20 protein-coding genes are annotated in these 15,267 nt (G+C 72.1%); 10 read left to right on the top strand and 10 right to left on the bottom strand.

Annotated elements, in window-relative coordinates; translation table 11 throughout:
* Positions 1–17 precede the first annotated feature (17 nt).
* Positions 18–716: a response regulator gene (locus tag ACZ3J7_RS20310; protein ID WP_465622893.1), complete on the bottom strand. Its 699-nt coding sequence runs from the start codon at positions 714–716 to the stop codon at positions 18–20.
* 43 nt (positions 717–759) lie between these two features.
* Positions 760–1,956 (bottom strand): sensor histidine kinase, encoded by a 1,197-nt coding sequence (locus ACZ3J7_RS20305; protein ID WP_465622891.1) that lies wholly within the window; start codon positions 1,954–1,956, stop codon positions 760–762.
* Between the two features lie 274 nt (positions 1,957–2,230).
* Between ACZ3J7_RS20305 and ACZ3J7_RS20300 the strand changes: the two genes are divergently transcribed.
* Positions 2,231–2,554 (top strand): hypothetical protein, encoded by a 324-nt coding sequence (locus tag ACZ3J7_RS20300; RefSeq protein WP_465622889.1) that lies wholly within the window; start codon positions 2,231–2,233, stop codon positions 2,552–2,554.
* 170 nt (positions 2,555–2,724) lie between these two features.
* Here the strand turns inward: ACZ3J7_RS20300 and ACZ3J7_RS20295 are convergent, their stop codons facing one another.
* Both ACZ3J7_RS20295 and ACZ3J7_RS20290 read right to left on the bottom strand, forming a co-directional pair.
* A complete protein-coding gene (locus tag ACZ3J7_RS20295) occupies positions 2,725–3,648 on the bottom strand; it encodes an NAD-dependent epimerase/dehydratase family protein (RefSeq protein ID WP_465622886.1) in 924 nt (307 codons plus the stop codon).
* Positions 3,649–4,101: 453 nt separating this feature from the next.
* Positions 4,102–5,310 (bottom strand): saccharopine dehydrogenase family protein, encoded by a 1,209-nt coding sequence (locus ACZ3J7_RS20290; RefSeq protein WP_465622884.1) that lies wholly within the window; start codon positions 5,308–5,310, stop codon positions 4,102–4,104.
* Positions 5,311–5,380: 70 nt separating this feature from the next.
* Between ACZ3J7_RS20290 and ACZ3J7_RS20285 the strand changes: the two genes are divergently transcribed.
* From ACZ3J7_RS20285 to ACZ3J7_RS20275, 3 genes are all read left to right on the top strand, one after another.
* Entirely contained in the window at positions 5,381–5,956 is a 576-nt protein-coding gene (locus ACZ3J7_RS20285; protein ID WP_465622882.1) for a TetR/AcrR family transcriptional regulator, read from the top strand.
* A gap of 123 nt (positions 5,957–6,079) precedes the next feature.
* Positions 6,080–7,009 carry an acetoacetate decarboxylase family protein gene (locus ACZ3J7_RS20280; RefSeq protein ID WP_465622879.1) on the top strand — a complete coding sequence of 310 codons (930 nt, stop codon included), beginning with the start codon at positions 6,080–6,082 and terminating at the stop codon, positions 7,007–7,009.
* 146 nt (positions 7,010–7,155) lie between these two features.
* A complete protein-coding gene (locus tag ACZ3J7_RS20275) occupies positions 7,156–7,866 on the top strand; it encodes a type 1 glutamine amidotransferase domain-containing protein (protein WP_465622877.1) in 711 nt (236 codons plus the stop codon).
* A gap of 343 nt (positions 7,867–8,209) precedes the next feature.
* On the opposite strand, the gene ACZ3J7_RS20270 is transcribed toward ACZ3J7_RS20275, so the two are convergent.
* Positions 8,210–8,632: a VanZ family protein gene (locus tag ACZ3J7_RS20270; protein ID WP_465622875.1), complete on the bottom strand. Its 423-nt coding sequence runs from the start codon at positions 8,630–8,632 to the stop codon at positions 8,210–8,212.
* Positions 8,633–9,026: 394 nt separating this feature from the next.
* On the bottom strand, positions 9,027–9,200 hold the full coding sequence (locus tag ACZ3J7_RS20265; protein WP_465622873.1) for a CsbD family protein: 174 nt from the start codon (positions 9,198–9,200) through the stop codon (positions 9,027–9,029).
* Between the two features lie 150 nt (positions 9,201–9,350).
* Between ACZ3J7_RS20265 and ACZ3J7_RS20260 the strand changes: the two genes are divergently transcribed.
* A complete protein-coding gene (locus ACZ3J7_RS20260) occupies positions 9,351–9,521 on the top strand; it encodes a hydrophobic protein (RefSeq protein WP_465622871.1) in 171 nt (56 codons plus the stop codon).
* Between the two features lie 264 nt (positions 9,522–9,785).
* On the opposite strand, the gene ACZ3J7_RS20255 is transcribed toward ACZ3J7_RS20260, so the two are convergent.
* Positions 9,786–10,097: a hypothetical protein gene (locus ACZ3J7_RS20255; protein WP_465622868.1), complete on the bottom strand. Its 312-nt coding sequence runs from the start codon at positions 10,095–10,097 to the stop codon at positions 9,786–9,788.
* 19 nt (positions 10,098–10,116) lie between these two features.
* Positions 10,117–10,437, bottom strand: a complete 321-nt coding sequence (locus tag ACZ3J7_RS20250; protein ID WP_465622867.1) for a hypothetical protein — start codon at positions 10,435–10,437, stop codon at positions 10,117–10,119.
* Positions 10,438–10,635: 198 nt separating this feature from the next.
* Here ACZ3J7_RS20250 and ACZ3J7_RS20245 point away from each other — a divergent pair, with 198 nt between their 5' ends.
* On the top strand, positions 10,636–10,812 hold the full coding sequence (locus ACZ3J7_RS20245) for a hypothetical protein (protein ID WP_465622865.1): 177 nt from the start codon (positions 10,636–10,638) through the stop codon (positions 10,810–10,812).
* An 802-nt stretch (positions 10,813–11,614) separates the two neighbouring features.
* Positions 11,615–11,740, top strand: coding sequence for a hypothetical protein (locus ACZ3J7_RS20240; RefSeq protein ID WP_465622863.1), 126 nt, complete (start codon positions 11,615–11,617; stop codon positions 11,738–11,740).
* Between the two features lie 274 nt (positions 11,741–12,014).
* Here the strand turns inward: ACZ3J7_RS20240 and ACZ3J7_RS20235 are convergent, their stop codons facing one another.
* On the bottom strand, positions 12,015–12,449 hold the full coding sequence (locus ACZ3J7_RS20235; RefSeq protein ID WP_465622861.1) for an Imm63 family immunity protein: 435 nt from the start codon (positions 12,447–12,449) through the stop codon (positions 12,015–12,017).
* Positions 12,450–12,648: 199 nt separating this feature from the next.
* Here ACZ3J7_RS20235 and ACZ3J7_RS20230 point away from each other — a divergent pair, with 199 nt between their 5' ends.
* The gene (locus ACZ3J7_RS20230) at positions 12,649–12,792 is read left to right on the top strand and encodes a hypothetical protein (protein WP_465622859.1); all 144 of its coding nucleotides are present in this window, start codon (positions 12,649–12,651) and stop codon (positions 12,790–12,792) included.
* A gap of 205 nt (positions 12,793–12,997) precedes the next feature.
* Here ACZ3J7_RS20230 and ACZ3J7_RS20225 read toward each other — a convergent pair whose 3' ends face one another.
* Positions 12,998–13,507 carry a hypothetical protein gene (locus ACZ3J7_RS20225; protein ID WP_465622857.1) on the bottom strand — a complete coding sequence of 170 codons (510 nt, stop codon included), beginning with the start codon at positions 13,505–13,507 and terminating at the stop codon, positions 12,998–13,000.
* 501 nt (positions 13,508–14,008) lie between these two features.
* Between ACZ3J7_RS20225 and ACZ3J7_RS20220 the strand changes: the two genes are divergently transcribed.
* Both ACZ3J7_RS20220 and ACZ3J7_RS20215 read left to right on the top strand, forming a co-directional pair.
* Positions 14,009–14,284 carry a hypothetical protein gene (locus ACZ3J7_RS20220; RefSeq protein WP_465622855.1) on the top strand — a complete coding sequence of 92 codons (276 nt, stop codon included), beginning with the start codon at positions 14,009–14,011 and terminating at the stop codon, positions 14,282–14,284.
* A gap of 26 nt (positions 14,285–14,310) precedes the next feature.
* Entirely contained in the window at positions 14,311–14,850 is a 540-nt protein-coding gene (locus ACZ3J7_RS20215) for a transposase (RefSeq protein ID WP_465622853.1), read from the top strand.
* Positions 14,851–15,267: the final 417 nt, after the last annotated feature.

Raw genomic sequence — 15,267 nt, 5'->3', positions numbered from 1 at the left:
GGTCAGCTCCCGCCCGGTCAGTTCCCGCCCGGCGCGGCGTCCCGGCCGGAGCTGACCAGGCCGGGGGTGACCAGACCGCTCTCGTAGGCCGTCACGACGGCCTGGGCGCGGCTGGCAAGCCCGAGTTTGGACATCACCCGGTTCAGGTGGGTCTTGACGGTGGCGATGCTCACCACCAGCCGGTCGGCGACCTCCTCGTTGGTCAGGCCCTGCGCCACCAGGCGCAGCACGTCGGTCTCGCGGCCGGTGAGCGCCTCCAGGCGCGCGGGTTGCTCGCGGTCCGGGCCGGACTGCCGGGCGAAGGTCTCGATCAGCCGCCGGGTGACGCTGGGGGCGAAGAGCAGTTCGCCACCGGCGATCAACTCGACGGCGGTGAGCAGGCGTTCGGGCGGGGTGTCCTTGAGCAGGAAGCCGCTGGCGCCGGCCCGCAGGGCCGCGTAGACGTACTGGTCGAGGTCGAAGACCGTCAGCATGACGACCTTGGGCTTCGGTTCGCGGGCCTCGGCGAGAATGCGTTCCAGGGCGGCGATGCCGCTCATCCCGGGCAGGCGGATGTCCATCAGCACCACGTCCGGGCGGCAGCGGACGGCCAGTTCGACGGCCTCCTCGCCGGTGGCGGCCTCGCCGGCCACCTCCAGGCCCGGTGCGGCCCGTACCAGGGCGGCCAGCCCCGCCCGGATCAGCACCTGGTCGTCCACGATCAGTACGGTGGTCACGGTTGCCGTCTCCCCCTCGCCGGCGCCCCCCGGCCCCCTGCCGCTACGCGCCGGACACGGGGAAGGGTATCGAGAAGGCGACCTCGAAGCCTCCGCCGGGCCGGGGACCGGCCTCCACCGACCCGCCGTAGAGTTTGACGCGTTCACGCATCCCGATCAAGCCGAGCCCGCTCCCGGGCACGCCGGAGCCGCCCTCGCGCCCGTCGTCCGCCACCAGGCCGGTCAGCCGGTCCGCCCCGTACTCCAGTGCCACGGTGGCGGTGACCGGTCGGCCGCCGTGTTTGATCACATTGGTGAGCGCCTCTTGGACGAGCCGGAAGGCGCAGAGGTCGGCGCCCGCGGGCAGCGGGCGCGCCCGGCCCCGTACGGTGGCCTCCACCGCCACACCGGCCGCCCTGGTCCGCTCCACCAGCTCCTCCAGCCGGTCCAGGCCGGGGGCCGAGTGGTAGAGCCGGTCCTCCTCGGACGAGGCTTCCGGAGCCAGCCGCAGGACCTGCAGTAGTCCGCGCATCTCCTCCAGTGCCGCCCGGCTGGTGGCCCCGATGGAGGTCAGCGCCGCCCGGGCGGCGGCCGGGTCGGAGGTGAAGACGTAGTCGGCCAGTCCGGCCTGCACGGACAGGGCTGACAGGTGGTGGGCGACCACGTCGTGCAGCTCGCGGGCGATGCGCACCCGCTCCTCGACCACGGCGTGCTGGGCCCGTAGGGCCTGCTCCCGCCGCAACCGCTCGGTCAGGTCGGCGAGTTGGGTGTTGCGCTCGGACAGGTTGCGCATTCCGGTGGCGAAGTACCACACCGTCCCGACGCAGATCGCCGACTGCGCCAGCGCCAGCGCGGGCGTCATGCCGGCCGCCACCCCGCTCACCGTCCAGACCCCGGTGGTCGCCGCCGCGGCGGGGGTCGCCCGGTTCGGACGGTGCACGATCACGGTGTAGCAGGCCAGCAGCGGCGCCCACGGGTTCACCGACGGCTGGTAGCGGGCCGCGGCGTAGACCAGCAACCCTGCGCAGGAGACCAGGAACACGGCCCACGGCGCACGGCGCCGCAGCACCAGCGGCAGGTGGACCAGGAGGGTCAGTCCGATCGCCCACGCGTCGAACGGCCGCCAGCCCTGGGCCCGGTACTGGGCCGCGTACGTCTGGAAGGCGTAGACGACGGTCACCCCGGCCAAAGTGGCCGCGAGCACCGCGTCGACCACCACGGGATCGACTCGAAGCAGCCGCCCGTACCCACCCTCGCGCATCCCCGCACCATAGGCGGCGGTCGGGGCGCCCGTCGTCAACCCTGGGGTTGACGACGGGCGGGCCCACCGCTCGACTGGCACCGCCGGTCGAGGTGCTCGCCGCACGGCCAGGGCGACGTGCGGCCCGAGGAGCGCGCAGCTGCGGGCCGATGCCGCCGGCATCCGCGCCCACCACGGGTCGGTCAACGGCGCGTCCGGAGCGGCGAGCAGAAGATCCCGACGGGACCGCCTTATTCCGTCGAGGCGAGCCGAGTGATCGCAGTAGCCTCGTGCCGTGGCGAATGAGGAGCAGTACCTCCGGTACCGGGAGGACTCGAAGGTACTGGCAGCGATCGGCAAGCAGGTCGAGGCCCAGGTCGGCCGTGTCACGGTGCGACTGCCCAGGGCCGTGGCCGAGGCGGCGGTGGCCGCCTGGGAGCGTGACGAACTGGGCGGTGTCGGCGAAGAGACCCGTGAGCAGTACGTGCTGCGGGGCCGGGCCGGCGAGCTGGCGCTGATCGGCCTCGCGATCTCGGAGCGGGGCCGGCGGGAGGGGGAGGAGGTCGTCGTGGACCTGCACGTCCACTCTGCGGGGGAGGCGTGGCTGGCGTCGCAGTAGTGCGGCAGGTGGCGGCCACCGGCTCACCTGCTCGGCAGGGGTCCATCGCACCCGGATGACCACGGAGGCCGCCCGGCCGCGTGCCCTCGCCCCGGGTCCGGGGCGTAGGGGCGCTGTGCGGACAGGGCCGCGGAGCCGACGTCACGGGTTCGAGTTCAACGGGTTCGGGTTCAGTGGTCGGCGAGGAGCTGCCTCACTCCCTCCCGGTAGCTCGTGACCTGGAATTCGGGGAAGCGGGCCGCGAACTTCGAGGTGTCGAAGATGTTGTCGGCGCGGTAGCGGGCGAGCAGCTCGTCCATCTCGTCGAGCGGCTTGACGAAGCGGCGCCCGAGGCGGAAGGCGAGCATCGGCAGCACCGTGTAGCCGATGGTGCGGCCGGTGACCTCGCCGGCGATCCCGATGAGCTGGGCGTAGGACTGCCGGTCCGGGTCGATGGGCAGGTGCCACGTCTGGCCGTAGGCGTCGGACGTGTTGCCGAGCAGGGCGAGGGCGCGGCTCGCGTCGGGGGTCCAGATCAGGGAGCGCTCGGTGTGGGCGTCGATCGGGACGAACGGCCGCTTGTCCGCCTTGATCCGGTCGAACACCAACGAGTTGGTGTAGCTCTTCGTCCGGCCGGGCCCGTAGAACTCGGGCGCGCGGCCGATCAGGGCTTCGACCCGTCCGGCCCGCACGGCATCGAGCAGCATGGTGGCGATCCGTGCGCGGACCCGTCCTTTGCGTCCGCCCGGTGCGAACGCCGTCGACTCGGTCTGGGGCGTCGGATCCCCGGGGTACATGTAGGTGTTGTCGAAGAAGACGAGCTTCGTGCCGTGTGCGGCGCAGGCGTCGATGACGTTGCGCATCATGACGGGGAACTGGCGTTCCCACAGCTCCGAGTCCAGGGGCAGGCCGACGGTGAGGTAGGCGATGTCGCTGCCCGCGACGGCACGGCTGGTGGCGTCGGCGTCGGTGAGGTCCGCGGCCACGAGCTCGTCGGTGTCGTTCACCCTCGCCGGCTTGCGGCTGACGAGGCGGATGTCCTTGGTGTGGTGGCGGTGGAGCTCGTTCACGAGCTCGTCGGCGATCGGTCCGCCGGCGCCGAGGACGGTCTGCACGGGGTCTCCTTGCGGTGGGTGGTGCGGGTGCCGACGGCAGTTCGACTGCGAGGGGTGCCGTCGGCACCACGTGATGGTGCGGTCGTTGGTCGAGCCCGGGGCGTCTGGCCGCCGGTGTGGTGCCAGCGTGTCACCGAGGCGGACGAGAAGGGGCGAGCGAGGCCGCCGGCTGCTCCGATCGGCGCCAACGTGCCGTCGTCAGGGCGGCGGTGTGGAGGCCCCGGTAGGCGTGGTGCCGGTAGTGCGGGGTCGTGTCGGCGCCGGCGACGGCTCGCGCGGGGTCGCCAATCTCGTCGCAGCGGGCCCGGTTCTCGCGTCGGCCCGCCCGTGGTTCGCCGCGCTCGGGCGTGCCGCCCGTGCCGCTCGAACTCGGCGACCGGCGGCCGGTGGTAGCCGGAGCCGATGGCCGTCGTCGGCGAGACGGGAGCGATCGGTGTGCGGGGGCGGCCCTGCTCAACGTCCGCCGCGGGGCGTCGTCCGCGCGCTGATCACGGTGAAGGAGATGCCGGCGTCGCCGAGTCGGCGCAGCAGGTTCTCGCCCATCGCGGTGGCGGTGGTGACCTGGCCGGCGGTGGGCGGGTTGTCGTCGAAGGCCAGGCACAGCGCCGACTCGGCCAGCATCTTGGCCGTCTCGGTGTAGCCGGGGTCCCCACCGCTGACCCGGGTGTGCACGGTCCGACCGCCGCCCTCGCCGATGAGGTCGACGGTGAACCGGGTGCGTTCGCGGCGTTCCGCCGACGGCCCTTCTCCCCGGGGGACGCGTCGGCCGATGGCGCGGCGCAGGGGCGGGACCTGCACGGCTGCCAGCGCTGCGGTGAAGCCGGCCAGCGCGCCGGCGACGGTGGCGGCGCGTCGGGCCCCGGCGTAGTGGGAGTAGGTGAAGTCAGGCCCGTAGTCCGGGCGGGCGAGCGCGGAGCGCCGTACGACGTCGGGGTCGATCGTGGGCAGCGGGATCAGCCAGGTCCCGAGCGTGCGGTCGCGACGGGGGCGGCCGGTGCGGGTGCGGACCTGCCGTCCGTGCGGTCGCGGTTCGAGGCGGCGGCGTCCGGCCGCGGCCCGCAGCATCGCGCGCGGGCGCGACAGCTGGCCGAGGGCGGAGTGCAGGGTGCCGCCGGAGACGGTGGCGTTGGTGCGGACCACGCCCCGGAGGGTCACCGGCACTCCGGCCGGCAGCTGCTGGACGGTGAAGAGCGCGCCGAGGTCGTGCGGGATCGAGTCGAAGCCGCAGGCGTGGACGAGGCGCGCGCCGGTCCGCTCGGCCGTCGCGTGGTGCTCGACGTACATCCGGTCGACGAACTCGGGCTCGCCCGCGAGGTCGACGTAGTCCGTGCCGGCCGCGGCGCAGGCCGCGACCAGCGGTTCGCCGTGCTCCAGGTAGGGGCCGACCGTGGTGATCACGACCCGCGCGGACTCGGCGACCCGGGCCAGGGACCGCGGGTCGCGGGAGTCGGCGTGCAGCAGCGCGGTGTCCTCCAGCTGCCGGTTGATCCGCACGAGGCGGTCGCGAACGGCCTCCAGCTTCGCCCGGTCGCGTCCGGCCAGGGCGAGCCCGGCTCCGGGAGGGAGGTGGGCTGCGAGGTACTCGGCGGTCAGCGCGCCGGTGAAGCCGGTGGCGCCGAGGAGCACGACGTCGAAGCGGCGTGAGTTCGTGCGTGGGGGCATCGGGTCCCGGCTCCTTCGGACGTACGATATGTTTACGGTGCTCACACAGCATAGGAGGGCGAAGTAAGCAATGTCAACATCCGAGAAGAGCAGCTACCACCACGGCGACCTGCGGGCGGCGCTGCTGTCGGCCGCGATGGAGATGCTGGAGGGCGGCGAACCCTTCTCGCTGCGCGCCGTCGCGCGCCGGGCCGGCGTGTCGCCGACCGCGCCGTACCGCCACTTCAAGGACCGCGACGCCCTGGAGTCCGCGCTGGCCGTCGAGGGCTTCCGCGACCTGCTGGCCGACCTGGGCGGCGGGCGCGACCTGCCCGCCTCCCCCTCCGACCTGGCCGAGTTCGCCGTGGCCTACGTCGCCTTCGCGCTGCGGCGCCCGGCCCTGTTCGGCGTGATGTTCGGCAAGCCCTGCGACGACGCCGACGACGAGCGGGTCAAGGCCGCCGGCGCCCTGCACGACCTGCTGGCCGACGCACTGGAGCGCGTCTTCCCCGGCGCGGACGCCTCCGCGCTGGCGTCGGCGGGCTGGGGGCTCGCCCACGGGCTGGCCTGCCTGCACCTGGACGGCAAGCTGCGGGCCGCATCGCAGGAGGAGGTCGCCGACCGGGTGCGCGGCGCCTTCCTCGCCCTCACGTCGCTCGGCTCCTGACGTACGCCGCCCGGCCCTCGCGCGCCCTGCGCCCTGCCGCGCCTTGGGCCCTCCAGTGTTGACGGTGCTCACATCCCGTGCGACCCTCGGCGTTAGCGCCGCTCACATCAGAGGAGAGAGCCCATGGCACCAACCGGCGAACCGACCGACCGGACCGTGGGGGTCGACCTCGCAGGGCGTCTCGTCACCGTCCCCGAAGGCGGCCTCTACGACCGGTTCCGCATGGACACCGACCTCGACGAGGTCGCGCGGGACCCGCGGGTCAGCAGCGTGGACTTCTTCCGCCGGATGCCGAAGAGCCGCGTGGACTCCCGCATCGGACCCACGCTGACGCCGAACTTCTACTACCGCATCTCCACGACCCGGCTCACGATGCTCGCACCGACCAAGGCGGTCCGGGCCCGCCTGCCCCGGGAGCTGGACCCGCTGGAGATCGCCCCCGGGCTCGGGATCGTCTCCGTGATGGCCTTCCGCTACGACGTGTGCGACATCGACTTCTACACCGAGGCCGCGGTCGGCATCGCCGTGAAACCGGCCCGGCACGGCGGACCGGGCCTGCTCGACCTGGTCACCGGGCTCAAGAACGACTCCCTGCACTCCTACGTCCTCTCGCTACCGGTCAGCACCGACATCGCGCAGGTACGCGGCCACGACGGCTACGGGTTCCCCAAGTGGGTCACCGAGCTCGACGTCGACATCGACACCGAACGCACCTCCGCCAGGATCGCCAACGACCAGGGCGGCCTCGACCTCGCCCTGGCGGCCCCCACCCCGAAGCAGACCGCCCGGCCCACCGGCGCACACGTCTCGACCCTGACCTCCTACACCACCATCGACGGCGCCTGGCACTCCACGACCAGTCAGACCAACACGCTCGCCTCGGGCACCACGCACTTCCCCCGCGGCCTGGACCTGCAGCTCGGCCAGGGCCGCACCAGCGACGACCTGCGCTCGCTGAAGCCGATCCGCACGATCCGGCTCGACGTCACCACCGAGGGCCAGCTGGCCCTGCACATGCCCGTCCCCACCTCCGTCCGGGACCGGAGGAGCTGAGGACGGGACGACCACCACCGCGATCCCGGCGCCGACCCGCACCCGGGCGTTCAAGACGCTGCGCGCCCTGCGCGCCCGCCCACCGACCGCCCCGCTGCGACGGAGCGCCGCCGCGCCGTCCCGGTCCGCACGAAGGAAGATCAGTCATGACCAAGCGCGTCCTCCACGTCGTCACCAACGTCGGCCACTACGACGACCCGTCCCACCCCACGGGCCTGTGGCTCTCCGAACTCACGCACGCCTGGCACGTCTTCGAGGAACACGGCTACGAACAGACACTCGTCAGCCCGGCCGGCGGCGCGGTGCCCCTCGAACCGCGTGCCCTGAAGTTCCCGAACTACGACAAGACGGCCAAAGCCTGGCACGCCGACCCCGGGAAGATGGCACTGCTCGAGAACACGGCGAGCCCGGACCGGATCGACCCCTCCGAGTACGACGCGATCTACTTCACCGGCGGCCACGCGGTGATGTACGACTTCCCCGACAGCGAGGGCCTGCAGCGCATCACCCGCGAGATCCACGAGCGCGGCGGCATCGTCTCCTCGGTCTGCCACGGCTACTGCGGCCTGCTCAACACCCGGCTCTCCGACGGCTCCCACCTCATCGCCGGCCGCAGGATGACGGGATTCGCCTGGACCGAGGAGGTCCTCGCCCGTGTCGACAGACTGATCCCCTACAACGCCGAGGAGAAGGCCAAGCAGCGCGGCGCGCTCTACGAGAAGGCGGCCCTGCCGTTCGTCCCCTACGTCGTGACCGACGGCAACCTCGTCACCGGCCAGAACCCGGCCTCGGCCAAGGCCACGGCGAAGAAGGTCGTCCAGGCCGTCGAGGGCAACGCGCCCAAGGGGCGCGGCTGAGAAAGTGTCGGGCACTTGATCGGCTGCGAGACGTGACGTGCTGGCGGTGATCCTCGCGGACGGGCCGTCCGCGAGGATCACCGCCATGTGTGCCTGCTCGCGCAAGCCGCCCTACGACTGGTCGTTGGCGGATGCTCAGTGGGCGGCGGTCGAGCCGCTGCTGCCGGCGCGCAATCCGCGCCGCGCTGGTGTCGTCGGGGCGGCGCGCTTCAGGGAAGGAGACATTCGCGTCCGCGCCTCGCGCTGCCGTCCCGTTCCTCCTCGTGGCTGTCCTGCCCCGGGCCGCCGCCCCCGTGCTGCGCCCCGGCTGGCCTGCCGGGGCGGGCTGGTTTGTGTCGCGGTGTCAGTCGATCCGTGTCAGGTCGGGTTCGGTGCCCGGCGGGACCTGCTGTTCGTGAGGGGCGGTGGCGTGCGGTGTCCGGCCCCGTCGTACCACCCGGACGAGTCGGCGCCCCAGGAGAAGGTAGCCGAGGACGGCGCCGCCGGTGTTGAGGATGATGTCGTCGACGTCGAAGGCCCGGCCGGTGATGAGCGCGCCCTGGACCACCTCGACCAGCAGCATCAGCATCGCGGTTGCCAGCAGCACCCGGAACAGGCCGCGGGCCTTCGGCCAGAGCACCGGCAGCAGTAGTCCGAACGGCACGCCGAGCAGGACGTTCCCGCCCACCTGCCGGACGGCGTCCAGCACGGTGGCGTGCAGGAGGTAGTGGCGCAGCGAATTGCCGGGCCGCAGGTTGTCGTGGACGTGGCCGACCGCCCCGGGCACGGGTGCCAGTGTGACTCGGGCCAGTGCGGCCGCGAAGGCGATCGAGGCCAGGAGGGCGGTGACCAGGACGAGCCACCGGGCCGCGGCAGCGACCCACCGCCTCCTCCTGGCCGTTCTGCGGCCGGCCGGAGCCGCGTCCTGTGCGTCCGCAGTGGCTCGGCCCGCCGTGCGAAGCTCTGCCGTATCTGCGAGCACCGCCTCAGGCCCCCGGCCGGTCGCCCGCTCGCCCGCCCCCGAGCGCCCGGTCGTCTCCTGCCCCGCACCGACGATCCTTGCTGTCACGTCTTCCTCTCTTGTCTGCTGTCCGCGCGGTTGGGCGCGGCTCTTTCCGGTACGCCGGTGGGGTCCCATCCGACGGCCGGATGGGACCCCACGGTGTGACTGCTGCGAGCGGTCAGCCCTTGAAGGCGTCCTTGACGTGCTCGCCGGCCTGCTTGAGGTCGCCCTTGGTCCGGTCGGCCTTGCCTTCGGCTTCGAGGCGCTCGTTGCCGACGATCTTGCCGGTGGTCTCCTTGACGGTGCCCTTGACCTTGTCGCCCAGGTTCTCGATCTTGTCGCCCGTGCTCATCGCGTCCTCCTCGTTGCCGTGTCTGTTCCCCGGTGCCCCCACCGCGGTGTCGGGATCGACGCATGCCCGCATCGGCCGCGCTGATTCCTGTGAATATTCGGCCAGTTCAGGGGCATGCGGCGCACCGACACCGACTGCGTGGAGGTCCTCATGGTTCCCCTTCTTCTCGTTCTGCTGCTGGCCCTGCTGCTGTTCGGCGCGGGTTTCGCGGTGAAGATCCTGTGGTGGGTGGCGATCATCGTGCTGGTGGTGTGGCTGGTGGGCTTCGTCGCCCGCGGCACCAACGCCGGTGGCAGCCGCGGCCGCTGGTACCGCTGGTAGCCGATCAGGCACTCGGCGGGGCCCGCGCATCGGCGCGGGCCCCGCTTCCGTCTGCCCGCCCGTCCCGCCGCGGCCGGGGCCTCGCGGGTGTGAGGGGCTCTTCACGGGTTAGGCGTCCGGGCGGCGGGGCGGGGCTGTCTCCGCGTCCTGAACCAGCGCGACCTCCAGGCCCCGCCCCGCCCACCCCAGCCTCCAGGAGCCCCAGCGCGCGGGCCGTCCTGATCGCGGGACTGGCTGGGTGGTTCCGGCCACCCGGTCTCGGTCCTACGTGGAGATCGGGCGGCCGGCCAGGCGGGCGAGTTCGGCGAAGAAGGCGCGGTAGAGGGGCTCGTCCGCGGTCGGGATCTCGTGCCTGAAGAAGACGGGTCCATAGCCCGGCACGCGCCCGTAGAGCGGTTCGCCCAAGTCCTCGGCCGTGCCGAAGTGCAGCCGGGTACGGCCATCCCGGCGTGGCTCGGCACGTACCGTCACCCAGGCCAGCGGGTACCGGTACGACCCGATGACGTTGGTCCGCCGGAAGACCTCAAGGATCCCTCGGTCGACCTGAATGTACAGGCGCTCGTGCTGGAAGATCATCGGCTCCGCAGGTCCCATGTCAGACCACCCTCCGGTCGGCGAGCGCGGCCACCCCGGCGAAGTACGCGCGGAACAACGGCTCGTCACCGGGCGGGACCCGCAACGCCGGCGAGGTGGAGTACGAGAAGGCAGCCCGGTCGGTCCCGTAGAGCGCGGCGTTCGGATCGCGTACGGTGCCGACGAACAACTGGCCGGCTCTGTCGGGCCTCCTGTAGTGGACCAGTGCCCCGAGCCATCGCAGCGGCACCCGGAGCTCGGATCTCCCCACGACGAACAGCTCGAACACCCCCCGGTCCACGCGCAGATGCAGGTCCTCGTAGTCGAACGTCAGCGGATCCATGGCGAGACGATAGTCCGGCTGCCGCGTCACAGCGCGACCACCTCCCTGTGAGCCGCCAGCTGGGCCAGGAGAGCTCACAGGAGCGAGCCGCCCGGGAAGGCAGGCGACCCGCCGTCCCGACCAACGCCGTGGTCCGCTCCTGGCCTTGCTTCGGCCGTCCCAGCGGCCCTCGGACACCATCGCACGACTGGCGAGCAGGTGACCACCACGCTGTGGGAGGCGATCGACGCGCTGCCGGCGGCGGAAGAGCACCGTACCGGCTGCCTCCGTACCGCATCCCGGCGCTGGGTCGACGCGGACGGGGACGGCTGTTCGACCCGGGCGGGGGAGGATCTGCGGGAGTGGTGGAAACGGTCCCAGGCCGCGAAGCCGTAGTCGAAGCCGTCCTTCGCCTCGGCCGGAATGCGGGCGCCGACGAAGCGCACGTCCTGCGCGGTCCCGGCGTGGAAGGCCCTGCTGCCCTCTTCCTGCAGATGCGGAACACCGGGTCCGCCCTGCCGGCTCATCGTCGCCTCTTGCCGGAGCCGCCACGGTGTCGGTGCTCAAGATCGTCAGCGTCCATGGCAGTGCTGCACCGTAGCGCCCGCTTCCGACGCCGGTCTGTGCGGGGCAGCCGCTGCGGGCCCCGGCCAGGCCGGGCGGGCGGTTGTGCCGGTGCACCTGTCGGGAGACGGGCCTGGGTGCTCCCTTCCCGCCGCAGCAGGTGCTCCTCGAAGTTGCTCAGCCAAGTACAGATGCACAGGCTCCGTTCGCGGCCCCCGATCATGCACCTCCCTGCGGTTGATGTCGGCGCCGTGCGGTCCACTCCTCGGCATGGACACTGCTGATGACCTCGCCGTGAAACCCGCTGAGCCGTCCTGGGCCGAGGAGGTGGCCGCGTCGACCGGCTGGAGCGGGTGCCGCGGGCACCTTCGACGGCAGCCTCGACCTCTGCGTGCCGGGCTCACGGCCTCTGCCCCTTCAGCTGGTCACCGCGGGCAGCGGTGAGTTCGGCGGGCCCGTTCCCACCGAGGGATCCACTCTCCGGCTTCTGCAGTGGGCGACGACCTCCGCCGGACACTCGTTCTGCTGGCTGCCGGAGGACCCGGACCCGGAGAAGTGGCCGGTCTTCGCTCGCGGGGACAGATGGGACCCCTGGGAGCGCTTCGACTGCTCCGTCGGGGAGTTCCTCCACCGGATGCTGAGCGACCCGCAGCACCCCTACTCTCTTGCGGAGTACTTCGAGACCCACCGGTTCACCTCCGCCAAGGAGGTCGAACAGGCCGAGGAAGCCTGCGAGGACGAGTACCACCCGCATTGGTGAAGGGCCGTCCATCTGACGTCCCTCGGCGGTCAGGCCGCGTCGGCATCCCGGTCGATGGCGGACGCTGCGGGGGAGGGCAAGGGGAGAAGTCAGACTACCCCTGCCCGATTCCGGTCCCCGTCGGCGCGGGAGTTCGCCGACACCGCGCTCGCCGACCTTGAAGCGGCCCCTCGCCCCGTGGACTCCAGGGCGATGACGCGGACCGGGCGCACCGGCGCCGGGCGGGCCGCTGACCACCGGCTCGTGCGGGAAGTCCCACCCACTTGTCGGACGGTCAGGTGAGCGGGTGGGCGTCCACGTCCTCCAGACGGACTCCCGGGCACTGGGCGGGGATGCCTGCGCGGAACTGCTCGGCCCATCGGGCGTCAAGGCGCCGAAGCAGCTCGACCTGCTTGGCCAGCCAGCCGATCCGACTGTCCCGGTTCGCGGGGAAGCGGTCTCGCTGCCGCAGTTCCCACCGCATGGCCATCGAGCGGGTGGCATCGAGGGCGACCCAGTGCAGGGCCTCAGCGAGGTCGCCGGTGCTCCGGTGATGGAGCACTCGGCCGCGCTCCTCCACGACCCAGTGGATGATCCCGTCCCGGACGAAGAGGTAGGGGCGGGCACAGTCCTGGTGGCTGAAGGCGGCGAGATCGTCCGGCGTGACGCCATCGAGCTCGGCGGCCATGTCGCGCACGGCGTCCCGCAACCGTTCTCCAGTTATCGTCATATGGACGATTATTGCATGTGTGCTCGCCCTCCGGACGGCACGCGGCCGGAAGCCGCGGATCGCCGTCGCCGTCCCGAACGGCCTTCCGGACCCCGGGATCAGGGGTCCTCTTCCTGAACGGAGACCTTCGCCCGTGAACCGCCGCGAACTCTTCTTCGCCTTCCGAAAAGCCGAAGTGCCCGAAAGGTGGTACGTCCTCATGGTGCGTGGCCTACCCAGCCCCAAGTACCTGCCGGACAACGTTCCCGTACTCGTCGAGCACTCCGTCCTTGAAAGCTTCGACAAGGAATCCGAGGCCTGCGACTCCATGTACGCCTGGGCCATGCGCGGCATGGGCAGCTGACGACCAGTGCCCTTCGCCGGGCTTCCCACCGTCATCGTCACCGCACCGTTCCGGCCGGACGTTCGCGCCCGATGTCCTCCAGTTCCTTTCCGACCACGAGGGCCGACCTTCGGTCTTCAGCCCGAACTGCCGCAGGGGAGGCTGTTGCGGACGGAGTACCTCTCCTCCCGTGCCGGGAATCCGGCCGCGCGAGGCCGCGGGCGGGTCAACGCGCTTCGGCTTCCAAGTGGTACGTCGTGTCGACCCAGAAGCCGCTCGTGGCCTCGGCCTTGATCTCCAGGACGTACGGGCCGGGAGCCAGCGAGGCGATGCCGCTCCAGATCCCCCAGGTGTGGCGGCGGGTGAGCCCCGTCCAAAACGGCGCGGAGAACTCCCGCAGGGTCAGGGGTACGCCGTTGAGCGAGGCCGTGCTGTGCACGGGGGTCAAGGACAGGGGCGTCTTCGATTGGGACCGGGGGTGCTGCCTGTTCAGGACGGGGAAGAAGATCGGCCGGCCCGAGGGGATCGCGCAGCGCCGCACCACCCGGCCGCCGTAGGTACCGGCGAGGAACCAGAGATCGTCCGGCTGGTTCCAGGCGGCGTGCCTACCCGTCTTGTCGCGGACCGGACTGAGGTCCGCCGGGGCCGACATCGCCCACTTCCACCACCGGACCGCGAGGGCCCCGCCCTTCCTGTCGCTCAGTTCCCACGCGCTGTCGATCTCGGCGCCGCTCATGGCGTCCTCCCCTCCCCGGCCCCTCATCGGGACCCTCTCGAACACGTGGACACTATCCCGGGCGGATCAAGGACTTGACGACGGCTCGGGCATCCGCTGGACCGCTTCCCGCCGAAGTCGCCGACCGCCCCGGCCGGTGGCTGCCTCCCAGCGCGAGACCCGGCCACCACCGGACCGCAACAGCCCCGGCCCACTGCCCGGCCGAGTGCGCCACCGCGCCGGCCCAGGTCGTCCAGGACGTGCCGTCGGCGCCCTCCTGCGCCACTGCCGGGCCTGCGGCACCACCACCGTCGTCAAGTAGCGCCAGAGCGCGGTCACCCGACTGGACCGCCCACTCGAAGGCTCCGCAGCACAGCTCCGAAGGGCAAGCACGACATGTCCACGCCTGCGCCGGGCAGGGGCAGGAGCGCCCTGTCGCCAGGTGGGAATTCAGTGCGGGGACAGTTCGTCCTGCCAGCAGACGTGTGCGGACCGTGCCGTCTCGCGGGCGGTGGTCGCCGAGTGCGCGCGGCCTTGGCGGCTTTGTTCGCCACCCGCCACCGCTTCGTGCCTTCCACCCGGAGGAGTGCCCCGGCCCGCCACTGCCACGAACCTGGCACCGACCTCTTCGGGCTGGGCAGCGGCCGCTTCGGCTGCGGAACGATGCCGGCCGGCTCCGATGGGCAGCGGGAGTTGATGCTGCGCGACCTGCGTTGGAACGGCGACAGCGCCGCGCGCGAACTGGCCACGGCGCAGGAGAACCGGGCGGGGGTTCACCGCCCGCACCGAGAAGACTGACGAAGATCTTTGGTTCCGGCCTCGCCGTGTGGGTGGTGAGCCCAGGCTCGTCTTGTGGCACTGGTGGAGTGGGCCGGGGAGATGGTCGGGCCGGATGTGTGGGAGACCTGCCGGGAGTTGGTTCCGGCGGAGAGTGTGTCTGCGTTCCTGGCCGAGCACCGGCCCGGCTGTTCCCGGCGCTGCTGTTCGCGGACACGTACCCGTCGGCGAACGGTCGCCCGAGCATGCCGCCGCAGGTCCTGGCCCCAGCGATCACGCTGCAGGCCCTGCACGGCCTGTCGGGCTTCGAGACGGTCCAGGAACTGCGCGGCGACCTGCGAGGGAAAGCCGCGTGCGGACTCGGCCCGCACGACACCGCGTTCGACCCGTCGCTGCTGGCCTGCTTCCGTCGGCGTGCTGCCCGTTCCACCTCGCCGAACCGGGTGTTCGAGGCGGTGCGGGAGGTCGTGAAAGCAACTGGCGCCGACGTGCAGCGCACCGCGCACGACTACCGCGATCCGGGCAAGTCCCGCATCGCCCGGAGCGAGGAGCAGGCCCGCGGATCTCGTGGACGCCCTGGTCGGTGACGCGCTCGGGCCGCTCGGGCACCTGCCCGAGCGGCAGCTCGGCGACAGGGCAGCGAACGCGGTGGGTCTGCTGGCCTTGGTCGCCGGGCAGGACGTCGGGCCCGCCGACGACCCTGACGACCCCGACGGCCGCTGGCGCATCACCCGGGGGACCGCCCCCGACCGGATCGTCTCCACCGTTGATGCCGACTCCCGCCACGTCCACAAGACCCGCACCCGCCGCCAGGACGGTTACAAGGCCCACCTCGCCGTCGAGCCCGAGACCACGATCGACAACCGTCGTCGCCCTCACCCCCCGGCGCCCGGAGCGAGCACCACGAGGCGAACGTCGCCTGCGACCTGCTCGCCGACGAGGACCGGAGCGTCGAGGCCTTCGGCGACAGCGTCTACTCCACCGGCGCCGCGCGTCAGGTTCTC

The sequence above is a fragment of the Kitasatospora sp. NPDC015121 genome (genome assembly GCF_055562955.1).
This window is presented reverse-complemented; position numbering and strand designations above follow the sequence as displayed.

Excerpts from the sequence above, each read along its gene's own strand:
- ACZ3J7_RS20305 (WP_465622891.1), bottom strand. The coding sequence starts at position 1,956 with ATGCGCGAGGGTGGGTACGGGCGGCTGCTTCGAGTCGATCCCGTGGTG.
- ACZ3J7_RS20290 (WP_465622884.1), bottom strand. The coding sequence starts at position 5,310 with ATGCCCCCACGCACGAACTCACGCCGCTTCGACGTCGTGCTCCTCGGC.
- ACZ3J7_RS20285 (WP_465622882.1), top strand. The coding sequence starts at position 5,381 with ATGTCAACATCCGAGAAGAGCAGCTACCACCACGGCGACCTGCGGGCG.
- ACZ3J7_RS20280 (WP_465622879.1), top strand. The coding sequence starts at position 6,080 with ATGGCACCAACCGGCGAACCGACCGACCGGACCGTGGGGGTCGACCTC.
- ACZ3J7_RS20275 (WP_465622877.1), top strand. The coding sequence starts at position 7,156 with ATGACCAAGCGCGTCCTCCACGTCGTCACCAACGTCGGCCACTACGAC.
- ACZ3J7_RS20265 (WP_465622873.1), bottom strand. The coding sequence starts at position 9,200 with ATGAGCACGGGCGACAAGATCGAGAACCTGGGCGACAAGGTCAAGGGC.
- ACZ3J7_RS20260 (WP_465622871.1), top strand. The coding sequence starts at position 9,351 with ATGGTTCCCCTTCTTCTCGTTCTGCTGCTGGCCCTGCTGCTGTTCGGC.
- ACZ3J7_RS20255 (WP_465622868.1), bottom strand. The coding sequence starts at position 10,097 with ATGATCTTCCAGCACGAGCGCCTGTACATTCAGGTCGACCGAGGGATC.
- ACZ3J7_RS20250 (WP_465622867.1), bottom strand. The coding sequence starts at position 10,437 with ATGGATCCGCTGACGTTCGACTACGAGGACCTGCATCTGCGCGTGGAC.
- ACZ3J7_RS20240 (WP_465622863.1), top strand. The coding sequence starts at position 11,615 with ATGCTGAGCGACCCGCAGCACCCCTACTCTCTTGCGGAGTACTTCGAG.
- ACZ3J7_RS20235 (WP_465622861.1), bottom strand. The coding sequence starts at position 12,449 with ATGACGATAACTGGAGAACGGTTGCGGGACGCCGTGCGCGACATGGCC.
- ACZ3J7_RS20230 (WP_465622859.1), top strand. The coding sequence starts at position 12,649 with ATGGTGCGTGGCCTACCCAGCCCCAAGTACCTGCCGGACAACGTTCCC.
- ACZ3J7_RS20225 (WP_465622857.1), bottom strand. The coding sequence starts at position 13,507 with ATGAGCGGCGCCGAGATCGACAGCGCGTGGGAACTGAGCGACAGGAAG.